This window comes from Cellulomonas sp. McL0606 (assembly GCF_058248365.1).
In genome coordinates this window covers 3,975,829-3,991,390 of the sequence record NZ_CM177779.1, presented here as the reverse complement: position 1 = coordinate 3,991,390, position 15,562 = coordinate 3,975,829, and the positions used below count along the sequence as shown (strand labels likewise).

Below are 15,562 nucleotides of genomic sequence, written 5' to 3'. Positions count from 1 at the left end.
GCGGCGAGGGTCGATGATTGCCCCGTGACGCGTCGCGGCATATCGGCCCAGGGAGCGCGAGCGGACAGCAGGTCTGCCGCGAGCACCGTCGGCGTGCGCGCACTCGCCCTCGCCGCGCACCGGCTGGACCGCTGCCGATCGATCGACGAGGTCGCCCACGTCGCCACCTCGACGGCCCTCGAGGTGCTCGATGCCCAGGGCGTCGCCTTCTGCCGGATCGACCAGGACACGTGCCGGATCGTGGCGGTCGAGCCCCGGCCCACGGACCCCAGGCTCGTCTGGCTGTCCCGCGCGTCGTACCGCGCCAACGACCGACCGGCCCTGCGCAACATGATCCGCGACCGGGCCAGCTGGGTCGCGCACGCTCGGACCGTCCACGACGAACCGACGGCCGAGGACGACCCCGACGCCGGCGACCCGATCGAGGTCGCGTCGCTGCGTGAGGTCGACGCCGCGAGCGGGCTGGGTTCGCCGCTGATCGTGAACGGCACGGTCTGGGGGCAGATCGTCGCGTCCCGCGGCAGGCCGGGTATCCCGTTCCTGGTCGACGACATCGCGCGCGCCGAGGTGCTCGCGGCGCTCGTCGCGGGCGCGGTCGCGCGTGTGGACCTCGAGGCGCAGGTGCGCCACCTGGTCGCCGACGACCCGCTGACCGGCCTGTCCAACCGCCGTGTCGCTGACGCCGAGGCCGAGTCGGCGCTCGAGTCGGGGCACGAGACCTGCATCGTCATGTGCGACGTCGACGGGCTCAAGCGCGTCAACGACGACATGGGGCACGACGCCGGCGACGACCTCCTGCGGTCGGTGGCCGACGTGCTGAGCCGCGTCGCCGACGCCCTGCCGGGCTCGACCGCCGCACGCATCGGCGGCGACGAGTTCTGCGTGGTCACCGTCGGGCGTCGCCGCGCCGAGGTCGCCGAGACCATGGCGTCGACCGTGGCGGCGTTCCCGCTGCCGCACGGCGCCGCGATCTCCTACGGCATCGCGTCGACCGCCGTCACGGGGTCGGTGTCCGCGCGGCACCTGTTCCGGCAGGCCGACGCCGCGCAGTACAAGGCCAAGCGCGCCCGGGCCCGTGCCCTGCGCGCGACGGTCCCGGCCACCGCCGACCCGACCGTGACCGCCGAGCGCGTGATCGTCGCCGGGTCTGCCGCGATCGCTGCTGCCCAGTCCGGGGTCGTGCCGCGCCTGTGCGCGTTCGCGGCCGCCGCGACCGAGACGCTCGGCGGGTCCACCTGGACCGTCCTGACCCGGCGGGAGGGGTCGTCGCCCGACGAGCCCGCCGCCGCCGTCGCCCGCGGCGGCAGCCCGGCCGAGGTGGGTGCGCAGTTCGCGACGGTGGTCGTCGGCTACGGCCCGTGGCTCGTCGAGATCGGCATGTCCGCCACCGCCGCGACCGGCGACGTGGTGCTGACGTCGCTGGACGCGCTGGCGGGTGTGGCGGTCCGAGGCGCCCGGTAGGGGTTTCGTCGCGCAGCAGGGCGGGCATACGCCAGGCACGGATGTCGGCGGGGTGTGCGACGACTGCGCGTACGACGTCGTGCACGGCGTGCTCCCCGCGGAGGCGGCGTGCCGCGAGCTCGCGCCGCCGGTCGTCGGGACCTAGGTCGCCGGGTGTGCTTCAGCCGTGCAGCGGGAGGGTGAGCGTCGTCGCGCCGCCCTGGACGAGGCGGACGGGCACGCCCCAGTCCTGGCTGTTCAGGTGGCAGGCCGGGTACTCGACGGCGGGGTCCGCGTCGCAGGACGCCGCGTGCGCGGTGACGTGCAGGACGCCCTCGGGCACGGCCGGGTCGAGGCGCAGGACGCGATCGAGGGGGATGTCGTCGCCCGCGCCGTCGAGCAGCAGGCCGGGCGGCGTCGACGACACCTGCAGGCGTGTGGAGGGGCCGTAGCGGTCGTCGTACTTCTGCCCGGTGGCGGGCGTGAAGACGACGTCGAGCCGCACCTCGCCGGCCGCGAGCTCGGTGACGGGCCGCCGGGTGCGGTGCGCCCCGTGGTCCTCGACCCGCCCGACTCCGTGCAGCGGCAGCCGCGTCAGCCGGTGAGCGGCGGACTCGACGACGAGCACCGAGTCGTCCAGCACGAGCAGTCCGCTGGGCTCGGCCAGGTCGTCGGCGATCGTGGACACCGATCCGGCGGAGAGCCGACGGACCGCGCCGTTGTACGTGTCCGCGACGAGCACGGACCCGTCGGGCAGGACGGCGACGCCCAGCGGGTGCTGCAGGCGGGCCTGCGCGGCCGGGCCGTCGCGGTGGCCGAAGTCGAACAGACCCTCGCCGATCGCGGTGTGCACGGTCCGCTCGACCGGATCGACCCACCGCAGCGCGGACGTCTCGGAGTCGGCCACCCAGACCTTGTCGTCGGCACCCACCGCGAGCCCGGACGGCTGCGCGAACCACGCCTGGTCGAGGGGACCGTCCAGCAATCCTTCGTTCAGGGTGCCGGCGAGCTGGTTGAGCGATCCGTCCTTGTCGTCGAAGACCCAGAGCGTGTGGTTGCCGGCCATCGCGACGACGAACCCCGCGAGCGCCGGCGACCACACGACGTCCCAGGGCGAGGAGAGCTTCTGGCGACGAGGGCCCGATGGCACCTCCGGCCGCGGCTGGTGCTCGCCCCAGGAGTTCGTCGGGCTCGAGGCGAAGGCTGCCGAGGCATCTCCGGGCTGCCCGATCACCGGCGCGAAGGCGAGCTCCTCGTCGGGCTCGTCGTCGTCCCACGGCAGGAAGTTGTCCGCGGCGCCGACCATGTACTGCTCGCCCGTGCCGGCGACGGTCGTCACGCCGCCGTCCGCGAGCCGGACGCCGCGCAGGGCGTGGTTCACCGTGTCGGCGACGAGCACGTCGTAGTCGAGCCACGGCCGCAGCTCCAGGGGCACCAGGCACAGCCCGTTCGGCTCGCTGAACCGGGCGTCGTCGGGACCCCCGTCGACGAGCCCCCGCTCACCCGACCCGATGCGGCGGACCAACGTCTCACCGTCCGGGAGGAGCTCGGCGAGGCTGTGGTGCCCCGCGTCGGCCACCAGCAGGTTGCCGCTCGGCAGCGCGATGACCTTGGCCGGGAACCGGAGCGTGCCCTCGACGGGTGCGGGCGGGACGTACGGTCCGTCGCCGCGGTGCAGCGTGCCCTTGGCGGCGTGCTCGGAGACGCTCCTCGAGCAGCACCGTCACGTTGTGCCGGTGACCCTCGCCGGCCATCTGCGCGACCACGTACCCCTCGGGGTCGATGACGACGAGCGTCGGCCACGCGCGCGCGGTGTAGGCGGACCAGGTGATCAGGGTGGGGTCGTCGAGCACCGGGTGGTGCACCTCGTAGCGCTCGACGGCGGCCGCCAGCGCGTCCGGGTCCGCCTCGTGCGCGAACTTCGGCGAGTGCACCCCGACGATCACCAGGACGTCGCGGTACTGCTCCTCCAGGGAGCGCAGCTCGTCGAGCACGTGCAGGCAGTTGATGCAGCAGAACGTCCAGAAATCGAGGATCACGATCTTGCCGCGCAGGTCGGCCAGGGACAGCGACCGCCCGCCGGTGTTGAGCCACTCTCGCCCGACCAGCTCGGACGCACGAACTCGGGGAAGTCTGCTCTCACGCATGCGCCCATTGTCCAACGCGCGAGCAGGTCGAGTCGCTGCCTCCGGGGCCGTACGGCAGTCGGACTAGGTGCGGTCCAGCACGTAGATGCGGGGGTGGTGACCCTTGGCGAAGACGCGGACCTGGTCGCGCACGTGCCAGAGGGCGTCGGCGTCCCGGACCGCTCGTTCCATGATCTTGATCTCGTGCGTGAGGACGACGAGCCGGGCGCCCGGTGCGGCCGCCTCGTAGGCGGCGCTCAGCAGGCCGGCGTGCAGGTCGGCGTTCGACTCGTGAGACCCGTGCAGCGTCCCCCACGGTGGGTCGGCGAGCAGGAGGTCGAAGGATCCGGGTACCGCGGCCAGCGCGTCGCCCTGGAGGACCTGCGCGGTGACACCGGCGGCCGCGAGGTTCGCCGACGACGCGACGACGGCCTCGGACGCGATGTCCACGCCGACCGCCTGCGACGCCGGCCCGGCGAGAAGCCGCTCGACCAGCAGCGTCCCCGACCCGCACATGAGGTTGAGCACGCGGTCCGTGGGGACGAGGCCGCCGAGGCGCACCATGGCCGCGGCGATCGTCGCGTTGGCGGCGCCGGGGTAGTCGGCCACGCGCCACGGGCGGGCGGACAGCGGGCGCGGCCCTACCCGCACGAGCACGTCCCAGCCGGGGTCGCCGGACGGGCGGGCCAGCACGCCGCGGCGGACCCGCAGGACCAGCTCGCCGTCGCGCTCGTCGTAGGGCAGGCCGGTCGCCTCCGAGAGCAACCCTGCGAGCCGCTGGAACACCGCCGAGTCGGCGCCCGCGGCCTCGAACCGGAACGACGCCGAACGGGCCACCCGCAGCGAGGACCCCATCGCGTCGATGATGCGTTGCAGGTGGTCGCCGCTGGTCAGCGACTTGGGCCGCGGGACGTCGAACCGCAGGACCACGAACGCCGCGACGGCGGTCCGCAGGTCGGCCACCGAGGCCAGCGGTCCGAGCAGCGCGACCTCGAGGGCGTCGTCGCGACCGGGCACGGACTCGGGCGCCCCGGCCAGGAGCAGCCCTGCGGCCTCGTCGGCAAGCACGTCCGCCAGTCCGGGCAGGAAGGTGAGCTCGACGGCCACCGAACGCCGCGCCGGTGGCCGGACGCCCGGGCGGCGTGAGTTCGGGTGGCTGCCGAGGTGGGCAGGCGGTGCTGCGCTGCGGTTCTTGCGGTTCCTGGGCACGTCAGGCCGGGACGGGCGCGAGGGCGCCGACGGCACGGAGCACGAACTGCTCGGTCTGCTGGATCGCGCGTTCGCGCTCGGGACCGTCGGCGGGCACACCGCGACCGGACAGGCAGGCGTTGATGAGCGGCACGGTGACGTCGAGGTCCTGGTCGGGGAACGCCCCCGACGAGATCCCGGCGGCGAGGATCCGGCGCAGGATCTGCTCGACCACCACGACGTGCTCGCGGACACGCTGCTGGGTGCCGCGCGAGAGCACCGACCGCAGCTCCGGGCCGGGGGCGAGGTGGTAGACCCGGGTCAGCGCGGCCTGCTGGCGGACGTACATCTGGAGCTGCTCGGTGGGGTCGTCGATGTCGTCGAGCGAGCGCTGCAGGGTCGCGGCGTACTGCTCGGTCTCGTGCGTGATGAACCCGAGCAGGAGCGACTCCTTGTCGGGGAAGTGGTTGTAGACGGCCGTGCGCCCGACCCCGGCCGCGGCCGCGATCTCCGCCAGGGTGATGGCGTCGAAACCCTGGTCCGCCATGAGCGCGGACAGCGCGGCGAACAGCTTCTGGCGCGTCTGCTCGCGGTGCTCGTGCAGGGAGCCGCCGATGATCTTGGGCATGGTGACATCGTCGCACGTTGTGTCATGAACATCGCGCCTACGTGAGCGGGATCGCACCCGATCGTCACACAACCGGTACGACTGAGGGTGAAGGTATTCCCCCGGATTCTTCGTACACTGCGACCAACAGCTCGCCGTGAACCCCGGATCTCCGCGGCGGGACCAGCGCTCGACGACGTGGTCGACGGGAGTGGGATGACGGAAGTCGCAGACGCCGCCCACGTGAGCGCTGCCCACGAACGGTTCGTCACCACGGGGCGGCCGCCCGGTCGCCACGTGCGGACGGTCGTTGCCGACTCGTGGCGCCGCAGCCAGCGCAGCGGCGTCGACCCGGAGGTGCAGAACGCCCCGGTCGACATGGTCGGGCGCTCGCTGTCGTCCTACCGGGGTGGCCTGGCGATGGCGGCCGCGATGCCGGTGGTCCGCGAGCTGTTGGTGTCGCCGGGTTCCGATGCCGGCTGGGTCACCGCCCTGACCGACGACGCCGGCCGCCTCCTGTGGGTCGAGGGCGAGCAGGGCGTGCGTCGCCAGATGGAAGGCGTCGGGTTCGTCGAAGGTTCGGTGTGGCGGGAGGACTGCGCGGGCACCAACGCGCTCGGGACCGCCCTCGAGATCGACCAGCCCCTGCAGGTGGTCGGCTACGAGCACTACGCCCGCAAGGTCCACCCGTGGAACTGCGCGGCCGTCCCGGTGCACGCCCCGACCGGGCAGGTGCTCGGCGTGATCGACGTGACCGGCGGTCCGGTGGTCGCGTCGCCGGTCGTGATGTCGCTGGTCCGCGCCACCGTCGCTGCCGTCGAGGCCGAGCTTCGCGCGCGTGGCCGCCGACCGCACCACGCGGAGCAGCCGGCTGATCGTGCGCACGGGAAGCGACCTCGACCTCATGCCACGCCTGCGGGTGCTGTCCACCGGTCCGATGGTCCGCGTCGGGGGCGTCGACGTCCGACTCAGCCTGCGGCACGCCGAGATCCTTCTGCTGCTCGCGCGGCACCCCGTCGGTCTCAGCGCCGACGAGCTCACCGTGCTGCTCAGCGAGCAGCTGCTCTCCGACGTCACCGTGCGCGCCGAGGTCTCGCGCCTGCGCCGCATCGTCGGACCCCTCCTCAGCGAGTCCCGCCCATACCGGCTGACCGCGTCGCTGCGCACGGACGCCGATCTCGTGCGCGAGCTGCTGGCCGCCGGCGACATCGAGGCCGCACTCTCCAGCTATCCCGGTCCCGTCCTGCCGCGGTCGGTCGCGCCCGGCATCGAACGGGCCCGCGACGAGCTGTCCGCCGAGCTGCGCGCCGCCGTGCTGGCGAACTCGCTGCCCGGCGTGGTGAGCCGGTGGGTGGCGTCCGACGAGGGTGCCGACGACTGGCAGGCGTGGGAGCGGCTCGCGTGGCTGGCGCCGCGCGGCACCCCGGCGCACGTCCAGGCAGTGGGGCGGCTGGACCTCCTCGGGCGTCGCCTGGACGCCCCGCCGCACCGTCGATAGCCCCGGACAACGGTTCCCCGACGGTTGCAACTGTCCTGCAACCCCCTTGCTCGTACCGTTTCGACCAGCGGAGCCCTCGGGCTGCGCCGTGGCGCCGACCTCCTGCATGGGTCGGCCGCCGAGGGGATTGTGCTGCAGTAGTCGGCTTCGTCCGATCGACGGGCATCCGCGAGGGGCGGGTGCCCGTCGCCCGGTTCAGGCAGGGACTGAGGCGGGACCGGTCGGGCGACGGGCGGAGGGGATCCGTCGCTCGACCGTGACGCCGCGCGACGACCTCCGGCCGCAGCGGCTGAGTGGGGCGTTGGCGGAATCTTGGTGGTGACCGGCGGTACCTCGCTGGGGCCGACGACCGACGCGGGCTAGCGTGCGGGCATGACGAACCTGATCCCCGAGCCCGACACCAAGGACTGGACCTGGGTCCTTGCCGAGCAGTGCCCCGAGTGCGGGTTCACCGCCGCCGACGTCGCCGGGCCGACGATCGGCGCGACCGTGCGCGAGCTCGCACCGCGATGGCTCGCTGCGCTGAGCCGTCCCGACGCCCGCGAGCGGCCCGAACCCACGACGTGGTCCACCCTCGAGTACGGCGCGCACGCGCGCGACGTCTTCCGGATCTTCGACGGACGCCTCGAGCTCCTGCTCACGCAGGACGACCCGCAGTTCGAGAACTGGGACCAGGACGCGACCGCGCTGGCCGACCGCTACGACCTGCAGGACCCGGCCGTGGTCGCGGGCGAGCTGGCAGCGGCGGCGGACGTGACCGCCGCGCGGTTCGACTCCGTCGCCGACGACCAGTGGGACCGCGCAGGGACGCGGTCGAACGGGTCGCAGTTCACCGTGCTGACCTTGGGTCAGTACTTCCTGCACGACGTGGTCCACCACCTGCACGACGTCGACGCCTGACGCGTTCCGCCTGAGACCAGGGCCTCGAACGGGGGACCTTGGTCTCAGGCGGATCAGCCGGCGCGGGTCCGCGCGCGCGTTGTCCACAGGAGTTGTCCACACCGTGTGCAGCGTGGATCGCCGGTCCGGCGCCTAGGGGTGGGCGCCCTGGGCGTTCGCCGGGCGCGGCGGAGGCCGGTTGTCCACAGGCATTGTCCACAGGCCTGTGCACAGGCGGCAGGATCGGTGGACGACCACCCGATCGGAGCAGGGTGAAGGCGCCTGACCTGCGCAGATGGCCGGGTGAAGCTGTGCGTGGATGCGTCGCGACGCGCCGGGCCGAAACACTCCCGCATCAATCGATGTGTACCGTCCGCGGCCATGGACCAGGCGCAGGTGAGCTTCCCCGACAGGGTCGACGGCCGCAACGTCCTCGTGCTGCCGCGGGACACCGACCCGGTGGCGCTGGCGACCGCGTGGTTCCCCGAGGCGTCCTGGGAACGTAGCCCGGTCACAGCCCCGACCGCCCCGCGTGCGATGACCGGCGCGCGGTTCCGGGGCATGGTCGACGCTCCGGTGCCGGCGGTTCCGGGACTCCTCGCCCTCCTCCCGGGCGCGACGCTCGAGGGCCCGACGGCGCTCGACAGCGACGACGCGCGGGAGGCCGGCCTCGGCGCACGGGACGTCGACCTGTACGCGCTCGACTCCACGGACCCGGCCGGCCTCGCGCTGGTCTACGGCTGGATGTCCGCGGCGGCGCGTCGGACCGCGGGCGGCATCGTCCCCGCCGACCGTTCCCGCCTGGTCACCCCCGACCCGGGCGCGGCCGTCGACCTGACGCTCTGGTCGCCGCTGGCCCTGACCGCGCGGGACGCGCTGCCGCTCGTCCGGCCCGCGATGACCGGTGCGCGCGTGGGGCACCCGGTCGAGTCCCGCGACGGGGCGCTGTCGATCACGGCGACGTTCGAGTACGACGGCGCGGTCACCGTGCGCCTCGCGCGGTCGCGGGAGATCCCGGTCGCGCTGTCGGCGCTGGACAGCGGTGCGTACGGGCCGTGGGCCTACGTCGTGACGTGGGAGCCGCCCAACCCTGCCGAGCTTCGAACAGAGACGCCCTCCCAGCTGCACCTCATCGCCCGCTCGCGCGTGCAACAGTCGGTCGCCCGCATCGCGGCGGCCGTGTGGCGGGGGGCTGGGGGCACGGTGGTGGACAGCGGCGGGTTCGTGGTGACGCCTGACGAGGCCCGCGAGATGGCCACCGCCGCCCGGTAGAGCCTCAGGCGAAGCGCGGGCTCCCGGCGGGCGCGAGGTCGACCGCGACCTTCAGCTTCGCCCCCGAGCCCTCGGTAAAGATGACCCCGCGCAGCGGCGGGACGTCGTCGTAGTCGCGACCCCAGCCGAGCAGGACGTACTGGTCGTTGACCAGCTGGTCGTTGGTGGGGTCGACCTCGATCCAGCCGGCGCCGGGAACCCACGCGGACACCCACGCGTGCGAGGCGTCGGCGCCGCGGGCTTGGTCCGGCCGGACGCGGGACGCGTCTCGATGTACCCGCTGGAGTACCGCGCGGGCAGCCCGTGCACGCGCAGCGCCGCGATCATCAGGTGCGCGAAGTCCTGGCAGACGCCGGCCATCTGCGCGAGCAGCTGAGCCTGCGTCGTGTGCACGGTGGTGGACCCTGACCGGTAGGCCAGCTCGGTGCGGATGCGGTGGGCCAGCTCGACGAGGACGTCGGCGAGCGGCCGGTCCTCCAGGAACGTCGGCGCGGCCCAGGCGCGCACCTCGTCGGCGAACGAGACGTGCTCCGACGGGAGCACGGCCTCGCGGAGGTCGGCGAGCTCGGGGTCGAGGCGGTCGACGTCGCCGGCCGCGACGCGACGCGCGACCTCCTGCCAGCCGACCCGCGGCAGGGACTCCGCCGACGGTGTCGGGCGGCTCACCTCGACGGTCGAGCGTGAGGTCACCACCAGGGTCGTGTGCGGCGTCGTGACCCCGAAGTAGGTGGTCCGGTTGCCGTAGTAGTCGAGGTGGGCGGCGGTGTCCGACGGCTCCGGCGAGATCTCCACGATCGTCTCGACGCACGTCTGGCCGGGCACGTCGCGCGGCGTCATCGTGGTGCGGCCGTACGAGTCGGTGACCACGTCGGGGTACTCGTACGTGGTCCGGTGCACCAGGTCGTAGCGGCGGACGGTCATGCGGCACCGGTCCGGGCGTCCCAGGGGTCCTGCAGCGACTGGCTCGGGGCCACGCGGACGAAGTGCACACGCTCGATCTCGTCGGCGGTCGCCTGCAGGCGCCAGAGCATCGACTCCAGCGACTCCGCCAGCCGGGCGCGCCTGCCGTCCTCGGTGACGGCGGCCGCGAACGCGACCGTGTCGAGCTCGTCGAGCAGGTCGACGACGTCCGAGAGCAGGTGGTCGCGCTGGTCCGGGGAGCGGCCGGCGAGCGGGATCACGGCGAGGGCCTCGCGCAGCCGGTCGAGCTGGTAGGCGAGCGAGCGCGGGTTGGTCCGGTCGTGCAGCAGCAGCTCGAGCACGTCCGCGACCGTCGGCACGGTCTGGTGGCGACGCCGGTAGGTGATCGCGGACTCGTGCGCGAGCAGCACGGACTCCAGGACCAAGGCGTCGACGTCCGTCGGGCGTCGCTCGACCAACGGGGAGAGGCTCTCGACGAGGTTCTGCGCCCGTTCGATCCGCCGGCCGGCGTCGAGGAAGTGCCAGCCGACGTCGCGCACGAGGCCCTCGGCCGCGATGCCGGCGACGGCCAGCAGGCCCTCGAGCACCTTGTCCAGCGCTGGTCGTAGGCCTGCAGTCGCGGTGTTCGCGCGCAGCGCGCCCAGGTCGAGCGCGTCGGTCTGGGTGCGACCGCGGTTCCTGCTGCGCTCGTCGCGAAGCGCACGCTCGATCCGCGCGAGCGGCCCGAACGTGTCGGTCGAGAAGCTGGTCCCGCACGGCGGCCGCCGACGAGCCGAGCATCCGTATCGAGCGCGCGACGGTACCGACCGTGCGACGGTCGAGCACCAGGTCACGCAGCGACGGCGACTCGCCCAGCGGTTCCAGCAGCACCTGCAGCGACTGTCCACCGGTCGACGCGGGCAGGCGGTGGAAGTCGTCCCAGCGGTCGATGACGACGCGCAGGGTCCGGGCGGTGTCCTCGGCGCGCTCGGCGTACCGGCCCATCCAGTACAGGTTCTCGGCGGTGCGCGGCGAGATGCCGGTCGCGGGCCGGCGCGGCTGCGCCGCCTCGCCGGCGGCGGACACGTCGGACGGCACCCAGGGCTCCAGCGGGGCCTCCGGCTGCGACGACAGCACCCAGACGTCCTTGGCCGCCGCACCGAGCGCTGACGAGACGACGTGCCCCTCGGCCACCCGCGCGAGCCCCCCGGCCATCACGGTGTAGGTGCCGGCGTGCGCCACCGCATAGGTCCGCAGCACCGCGGCGCGCGGCCCGAGGTCGGCCGGACCGACGCCGTCGGAGCTGGGCAGGTCGCTGCCGACGCCCACGGGCGTGCCGTTCACCGTCGGCCCGGCCGGGCCGACCGGCTCCTGACCCACCCACAGCCACGGCTCGGCGGTGATCCGTGCGGCGAGCTGCTGGCGCTCGCGGTGGCTCAGGGTCCAGCCGAGGATCGTCCCGATGCTCGTCCCGCGCTCGGTCGGCAGGATCACGAGCTCGTCCAGGTGCGCGAGCACGTGGTCGAGCGAGCGCTCCTCGCCGCACCACCAGGTGGGCGCGGACGCGAGCGCGAGGTCCTGGTCGAGCACCACGCGGGCCAGCCGCGGGAGGTAGGTGAGCAGCGCCGGGTTCTCCAGCACCGAGCTGCCGAGCGGGTTGACCACGCTGACCGTCCCCGCACGCACCGCCCGCACCAGGCCGGGGACGCCGATCCGCGAGCCCTGGCGCAGGTCGAGCGGGTCGCACCACTCGGCGTCGACGCGGCGCAGGATCACGTCGACCGGCTCGAGCCCCTCGACGCCGCGCATCCAGACGCGGCCCTCGCGCACGAGCAGGTCGGGTCCCTCGACGAGCGGCAGGCCGAGCATGCTGGCGAGATAGGCCTGGTCGAACGCGGTCTCGCTGCCCGCGCCGCTGGTGAGCAGGACGATGCGCGGGTGCTCGGCGTCCCCCGGCGCCACGGACCGCAAGGCCATCCGCAGCGACCGGAAGAAGGGCCCGAGCCGCTGGATCGACGCCTGCCGGTAGACGCCCGACAGCACCTGCGCGACCACACGCCGATCCTCCATGGCGTAGCCGACGCCGCTGGGCGCCTGCGTGCGGTCGGCGACCGCGCACCAGGCGCCGGACCCGTCCCGCACGATGTCCGTGGCCGTCAGCACGAGCTCGCGTCCGCCCGGCAGCCGCAGCCCGTCGACCGCGCGCTCGAACCCCGGGTGCCCGAGCACGACCGTCGGCGGCAGGAGCCTGTCGGTGAGCAGCCGGCGCGGGCCGTACGCGTCCTGCAGGATCGCGTCCAGCAGCTCCGCGCGCTGGACCAGGGCCGCGTCCAGACGCGCCCACTCCGGCTCGTCGATGGTGACCGGCAGCGGGTCCAGGTGCCAGGGGTGGTCGCCGTCCGGTCGGTCCGCGCCGTACGTGACGCCGTGGTCGGCGAGCAGCCGTTCGGCCTCGTCGCGCGCGTGCGCGAGCGTCGGGGCGGTGGGCACGTCCGCGGGGTCCGGCAGCCAGGACCAGTCGGCCGCGTGCTCCAGGACGCCGCCCGCGGGGCGCGGCGAGGAGAGCAGGTCGGTCACAGGGTGAGTCTGCCCTGCCGATGGCTGCCACAGGGCTGGTCGGCGCGCGGTTCGTGCACGAGGATCGGGTGACTCCTGAGGTGCGTTCGCCTCATGGGGGGCGCACTGTGAGTGCGGCGGGGGACCACCTCGTCGGAAACCCTTCTTCGTGAATCGTCCTGAATGAGGCCACCATGAGCGAGACCACGCCAGCCCCGACCAAGGCCGCGGCCGCACGCCGACCGAGCGCGCTGGTGAGCGCCGAGGGCACCACGACGATCGCCGACACCGTCGTCAGCAAGATCGCCGGGATCGCCGCCAAGGAGGTGGCGGGCGTGTACGCGCTCGGCGGAGGGGGCGGCCGCGCGCTCGGCGCGATCCGCGAGCGCATCCCGGGTGCCCGGACCAACCACGCGCTGGGCGTGTCCGTCGAGGTCGGAGAGACCGAGGCGGCCGTCGACCTGGACCTCGTCGCGGAGTACGGCGTGTCGATCGCGGACCTGGCCACGGGGATCCGGCGCAACGTGATCAGTGCCGTCGAGCGGATGACCGGCCTGCGGGTGGTCGAGGTCAACGTCGTGGTCAACGACGTGCACCTGCCCGACGAGGACGACGCGCCGGTGGTGGCGGAGACGCGGGTCCAGTGACCGAACCCGTGCCGACGCCGCTGGACGTCGAGCTCGAGGTCGACCCCGTGCGCGCGGTCGCGCCGGTCGGTCCCGAGCCGAGGAACCTCGCCGAGGAGGTCGAGGGGATCGTCCTGGCGCTGCCGGGAGTCGTCCGGATGGACGGCGGGGCGTTCGGCGGGCTCGGCACCTATCTGCCCGGGCGTCGGGTCACCGGCGTCCGGATCGACGACGAGGAGGGCACCGAGGTGCACATCGTCGTCGACGGGTCCGAACCCGTGCCGGCCGTCGCCGACCGGGTGCTGCGCGCGGTGGCCGCGATCGCGCCGACGCCGGTGCACGTGCACGTCGAGGACATCGACCTATCCATGTTGAGGAGCTGACCATGTCGTCTGTCGCCACCGGGCTGTTCGCGGGCATCCTGCTCGCGCTCGTCGCCGCCGTCGGGGGGTTCTCCATGTTCCTGCTGGCCGTCGTCCTGGGCGGGGTGGGCGTCGTCGTCGCGCTCGTGCTCGACGGCCGCCTCGACCTGAGCGGGGTCGTCTCCGGGCGGCGCCGTGGCTGAGGTCGTCCCGCAGGCGGTCTCACCGGACGTCTCGGCCCCCGACGACGTCACGGAGGTCATCGAGGTGCCCCCGCGCGGCACGCTGACCATCACCGACCACGCCCTGAAGCGGATCGCCGGCCAGGTCGCGCTGGGCGTGCCCGGCGTCGCGCCGACGTACCCGAAGGTCGAGTGGCAGCGGCTCGGCCGCCGCGCGCGCGTCTCGCTGGAGATCGCGCTGGTGTGGCCGTCGTCGGCCGCCGACGTGGCGCGCGAGGTGCAGACGACGGTCGGCAGCGAGCTGGTCCGACAGGCCGCGCAGGACCTCGACGCGGTCACCGTCACCGTGCGCGACGTCGTGCGCCCGCCGCGGGCCGTCGCGGCGCCGAGGGTCCGATGAGCTTCGCACCCGCCCCCGCGGCCACCCGGGCCGGTCGGGTGGGCCGGTTCGGCGTGGTGCTCGCGCTGCTGGTCGCCGCGCTCGGCGTGGTCGTGATCCGCGACGCGCTGGTGGTCGGCGGGCAGGTCGAGGGCAGCACCTGGCTGATCCCCGTGGTCGACGGCGCCGACGGGATCGAGCCGTCGACAGCCTCGACCGCGGTGGGGGTGGTCGTCGCGCTGATCGGCCTCTGGCTGGTGCTCGTCGCCCTCGGGCGCCGGGTGCGGACACGGGTGCCGCTCGACGTGCCCGGCGCGACCATCGGCGTCGCCGACCTCGCCCGCCTGGCCAGCAGCGCCGCGTCCGACGTCCCCTACGTGCTGTCGGCGCACTCGTCGGCCCGCCGGACGTCGGTGTCGGTGAGCGTCACCGCGCTGGAGGGCGACGACGTCGACGACGACGTGCTCGCCGCCGTGCAGCAGCGCCTGGCCCGGTTGGCCACGCCGGTCGCGGTCCACGTCTCCACGCGCCACGTGGCGGGTCTGCGATGAGGCGCGGGGTGCTGGCGGTCGACCGGGTGGTCGTGCTGCTGCTCGGACTCGCGCTCATCGCCCTCGGCGTGGCCCTGGTCGGCTGGCAGGCAGGTTTCCTGGCCGACGTCTGGCCCTCGGTACCCGGATCGGTCCAGGTGGACTCGTCGCAGGTGACCGGCTCCGACAGCTTCGTCGCCGTCGCGGTCACGGCCGGGGTCGTCCTGGTCGTCCTCGGACTGTGGTGGCTCCTCGCGCACCTGCCCCGGCGCGGCGTCGGACCGTTGCGTCTCCCCGCGGGCGTCTCCCCGGGCGTGCTGACGGTCCTGCCCGGTCCGGCCGTCGCGACCGCCGCCGACATCCTGGCCGACGAGCCCGGCGTCCTGTCCGCGCGCGGCGCCGTGCTCACGGACCGGAAGCAGCGAGTCGTGCGGCTGCGGGTGACCGTCTACCCGGACGCGGACCTCGTGTCGGTGATCGCGTCGTGCGACGCCGTGCTGGCCGACCTCGCCCGCGTCCTGCCCGACGAGCAGCTGACCTCGCGCGTGGGCTGTCGGTGCTTCGTCGGGCCCCGGAACGCGCCCGCGTGCAGTGACCCCGACGAACCGAACGGAGCCCCGCCATGGGTAAGGACGCTGTGACCGGCTGGGTCGAGCACTACGAGCGCGCCTGGCGTGGGCAGGACGTCGGCGACTTGAACCGGCTGTTCACCGAGCACGCCCGGTACATGCGCTCCCCGTACGCGGAGCCGCTGGACGGGCTCGACGCGATCAAGGGGTTCTGGGCCGACCCGGCCCTGTTCGAGATGACCGCGACGGTCCTGGCCGCGGACGGCCCGGTCGGCGTCGTGCGCGTGGACGTCAGCTATCCCGAGGAGCACCACGAGTACCGGAACCTCTGGGTGATCACGTTCGCGCCCGACGGCCGCGCCGAGGTCTTCGAGGAGTGGGCGTACTGGCCGGACAAGGCGTACACGGTCTCGGACGACGGGTAGACCGGCGAACCGGTACGTAGGCT

The 15,562-nt window shown here is 73.9% G+C and carries 15 protein-coding genes and 3 pseudogenes; 12 read left to right on the top strand and 6 right to left on the bottom strand.

Features of this window, described 5'->3' with window-relative positions; translation table 11 throughout:
- The first annotated feature begins 24 nt into the window (after positions 1-24).
- Positions 25-1,461: a GGDEF domain-containing protein gene (locus tag AC38ZX_RS20455; RefSeq protein WP_491295706.1), complete on the top strand. Its 1,437-nt coding sequence runs from the start codon at positions 25-27 to the stop codon at positions 1,459-1,461.
- Between the two features lie 160 nt (positions 1,462-1,621).
- On the opposite strand, the pseudogene AC38ZX_RS20450 reads toward AC38ZX_RS20455, so the two are convergent.
- The 3 genes and pseudogenes from AC38ZX_RS20450 to AC38ZX_RS20440 all read right to left on the bottom strand — a co-directional run bounded on the left by AC38ZX_RS20450 (position 1,622) and on the right by AC38ZX_RS20440 (position 5,382).
- Positions 1,622-3,587, bottom strand: a pseudogene (locus tag AC38ZX_RS20450) (NHL domain-containing thioredoxin family protein).
- 63 nt (positions 3,588-3,650) lie between these two features.
- On the bottom strand, positions 3,651-4,775 hold the full coding sequence (locus tag AC38ZX_RS20445) for a methyltransferase (protein ID WP_491295704.1): 1,125 nt from the start codon (positions 4,773-4,775) through the stop codon (positions 3,651-3,653).
- 1 nt (position 4,776) lies between these two features.
- On the bottom strand, positions 4,777-5,382 hold the full coding sequence (locus AC38ZX_RS20440) for a TetR/AcrR family transcriptional regulator (protein WP_426593599.1): 606 nt from the start codon (positions 5,380-5,382) through the stop codon (positions 4,777-4,779).
- Between the two features lie 195 nt (positions 5,383-5,577).
- On the opposite strand from AC38ZX_RS20440, the pseudogene AC38ZX_RS20435 reads away from it, so the two are divergent.
- The 4 genes and pseudogenes from AC38ZX_RS20435 to AC38ZX_RS20420 all read left to right on the top strand — a co-directional run.
- Positions 5,578-6,120 (top strand): annotated as a pseudogene (locus AC38ZX_RS20435) (transcriptional regulator); the annotation flags it as partial.
- Between the two features lie 79 nt (positions 6,121-6,199).
- Positions 6,200-6,859 (top strand): hypothetical protein, encoded by a 660-nt coding sequence (locus AC38ZX_RS20430; RefSeq protein ID WP_491295703.1) that lies wholly within the window; start codon positions 6,200-6,202, stop codon positions 6,857-6,859.
- 372 nt (positions 6,860-7,231) lie between these two features.
- The gene (locus tag AC38ZX_RS20425; protein WP_426593597.1) at positions 7,232-7,759 is read left to right on the top strand and encodes a DinB family protein; all 528 of its coding nucleotides are present in this window, start codon (positions 7,232-7,234) and stop codon (positions 7,757-7,759) included.
- Between the two features lie 360 nt (positions 7,760-8,119).
- On the top strand, positions 8,120-9,010 hold the full coding sequence (locus tag AC38ZX_RS20420; RefSeq protein ID WP_491295702.1) for a hypothetical protein: 891 nt from the start codon (positions 8,120-8,122) through the stop codon (positions 9,008-9,010).
- 51 nt (positions 9,011-9,061) lie between these two features.
- Here AC38ZX_RS20420 and AC38ZX_RS20415 read toward each other — a convergent pair whose 3' ends face one another.
- From AC38ZX_RS20415 to AC38ZX_RS20405, 3 genes and pseudogenes are all read right to left on the bottom strand, one after another.
- Entirely contained in the window at positions 9,062-9,931 is an 870-nt protein-coding gene (locus AC38ZX_RS20415; RefSeq protein ID WP_491297506.1) for a transglutaminase family protein, read from the bottom strand.
- Positions 9,928-10,518, bottom strand: a complete 591-nt coding sequence (locus AC38ZX_RS20410; protein ID WP_491297505.1) for an alpha-E domain-containing protein — start codon at positions 10,516-10,518, stop codon at positions 9,928-9,930. Before AC38ZX_RS20410 ends, AC38ZX_RS20415 begins: the two co-directional genes overlap by 4 nt.
- A 202-nt stretch (positions 10,519-10,720) precedes the next feature.
- A pseudogene (locus AC38ZX_RS20405) lies at positions 10,721-12,400 on the bottom strand (circularly permuted type 2 ATP-grasp protein); the annotation flags it as partial.
- Between the two features lie 260 nt (positions 12,401-12,660).
- On the opposite strand from AC38ZX_RS20405, the gene AC38ZX_RS20400 reads away from it, so the two are divergent.
- The 7 genes from AC38ZX_RS20400 to AC38ZX_RS20370 are packed head-to-tail and all read left to right on the top strand — an operon-like array spanning position 12,661 to position 15,539.
- Positions 12,661-13,113, top strand: a complete 453-nt coding sequence (locus AC38ZX_RS20400; protein ID WP_426593593.1) for an Asp23/Gls24 family envelope stress response protein — start codon at positions 12,661-12,663, stop codon at positions 13,111-13,113.
- Positions 13,110-13,475, top strand: a complete 366-nt coding sequence (locus tag AC38ZX_RS20395) for an Asp23/Gls24 family envelope stress response protein (protein WP_491295701.1) — start codon at positions 13,110-13,112, stop codon at positions 13,473-13,475. Before AC38ZX_RS20400 ends, AC38ZX_RS20395 begins: the two co-directional genes overlap by 4 nt.
- Positions 13,476-13,477: 2 nt before the next feature.
- Positions 13,478-13,657, top strand: coding sequence for a DUF2273 domain-containing protein (locus AC38ZX_RS20390; protein ID WP_426593591.1), 180 nt, complete (start codon positions 13,478-13,480; stop codon positions 13,655-13,657).
- Complete coding sequence (locus AC38ZX_RS20385; protein ID WP_491295700.1) at positions 13,650-14,036, top strand: Asp23/Gls24 family envelope stress response protein; 387 nt, start codon at positions 13,650-13,652, stop codon at positions 14,034-14,036. The genes AC38ZX_RS20390 and AC38ZX_RS20385 overlap by 8 nt, the downstream gene beginning before the upstream one ends.
- Positions 14,033-14,566 (top strand): DUF6286 domain-containing protein, encoded by a 534-nt coding sequence (locus tag AC38ZX_RS20380; protein WP_491295699.1) that lies wholly within the window; start codon positions 14,033-14,035, stop codon positions 14,564-14,566. Before AC38ZX_RS20385 ends, AC38ZX_RS20380 begins: the two co-directional genes overlap by 4 nt.
- Positions 14,563-15,186: a hypothetical protein gene (locus AC38ZX_RS20375; protein WP_491295698.1), complete on the top strand. Its 624-nt coding sequence runs from the start codon at positions 14,563-14,565 to the stop codon at positions 15,184-15,186. The genes AC38ZX_RS20380 and AC38ZX_RS20375 overlap by 4 nt, the downstream gene beginning before the upstream one ends.
- Positions 15,168-15,539 carry a nuclear transport factor 2 family protein gene (locus AC38ZX_RS20370; protein ID WP_426593587.1) on the top strand — a complete coding sequence of 124 codons (372 nt, stop codon included), beginning with the start codon at positions 15,168-15,170 and terminating at the stop codon, positions 15,537-15,539. Before AC38ZX_RS20375 ends, AC38ZX_RS20370 begins: the two co-directional genes overlap by 19 nt.
- The last annotated feature ends 23 nt before the right edge of the window (positions 15,540-15,562 follow it).

Excerpts from the sequence above, each read along its gene's own strand:
- AC38ZX_RS20440 (WP_426593599.1), bottom strand. The coding sequence starts at position 5,382 with ATGCCCAAGATCATCGGCGGCTCCCTGCACGAGCACCGCGAGCAGACG.
- AC38ZX_RS20425 (WP_426593597.1), top strand. The coding sequence starts at position 7,232 with ATGACGAACCTGATCCCCGAGCCCGACACCAAGGACTGGACCTGGGTC.
- AC38ZX_RS20420 (WP_491295702.1), top strand. The coding sequence starts at position 8,120 with ATGGACCAGGCGCAGGTGAGCTTCCCCGACAGGGTCGACGGCCGCAAC.
- AC38ZX_RS20415 (WP_491297506.1), bottom strand. The coding sequence starts at position 9,931 with ATGACCGTCCGCCGCTACGACCTGGTGCACCGGACCACGTACGAGTAC.
- AC38ZX_RS20400 (WP_426593593.1), top strand. The coding sequence starts at position 12,661 with ATGAGCGAGACCACGCCAGCCCCGACCAAGGCCGCGGCCGCACGCCGA.
- AC38ZX_RS20390 (WP_426593591.1), top strand. The coding sequence starts at position 13,478 with ATGTCGTCTGTCGCCACCGGGCTGTTCGCGGGCATCCTGCTCGCGCTC.
- AC38ZX_RS20380 (WP_491295699.1), top strand. The coding sequence starts at position 14,033 with ATGAGCTTCGCACCCGCCCCCGCGGCCACCCGGGCCGGTCGGGTGGGC.
- AC38ZX_RS20375 (WP_491295698.1), top strand. The coding sequence starts at position 14,563 with ATGAGGCGCGGGGTGCTGGCGGTCGACCGGGTGGTCGTGCTGCTGCTC.
- AC38ZX_RS20370 (WP_426593587.1), top strand. The coding sequence starts at position 15,168 with ATGGGTAAGGACGCTGTGACCGGCTGGGTCGAGCACTACGAGCGCGCC.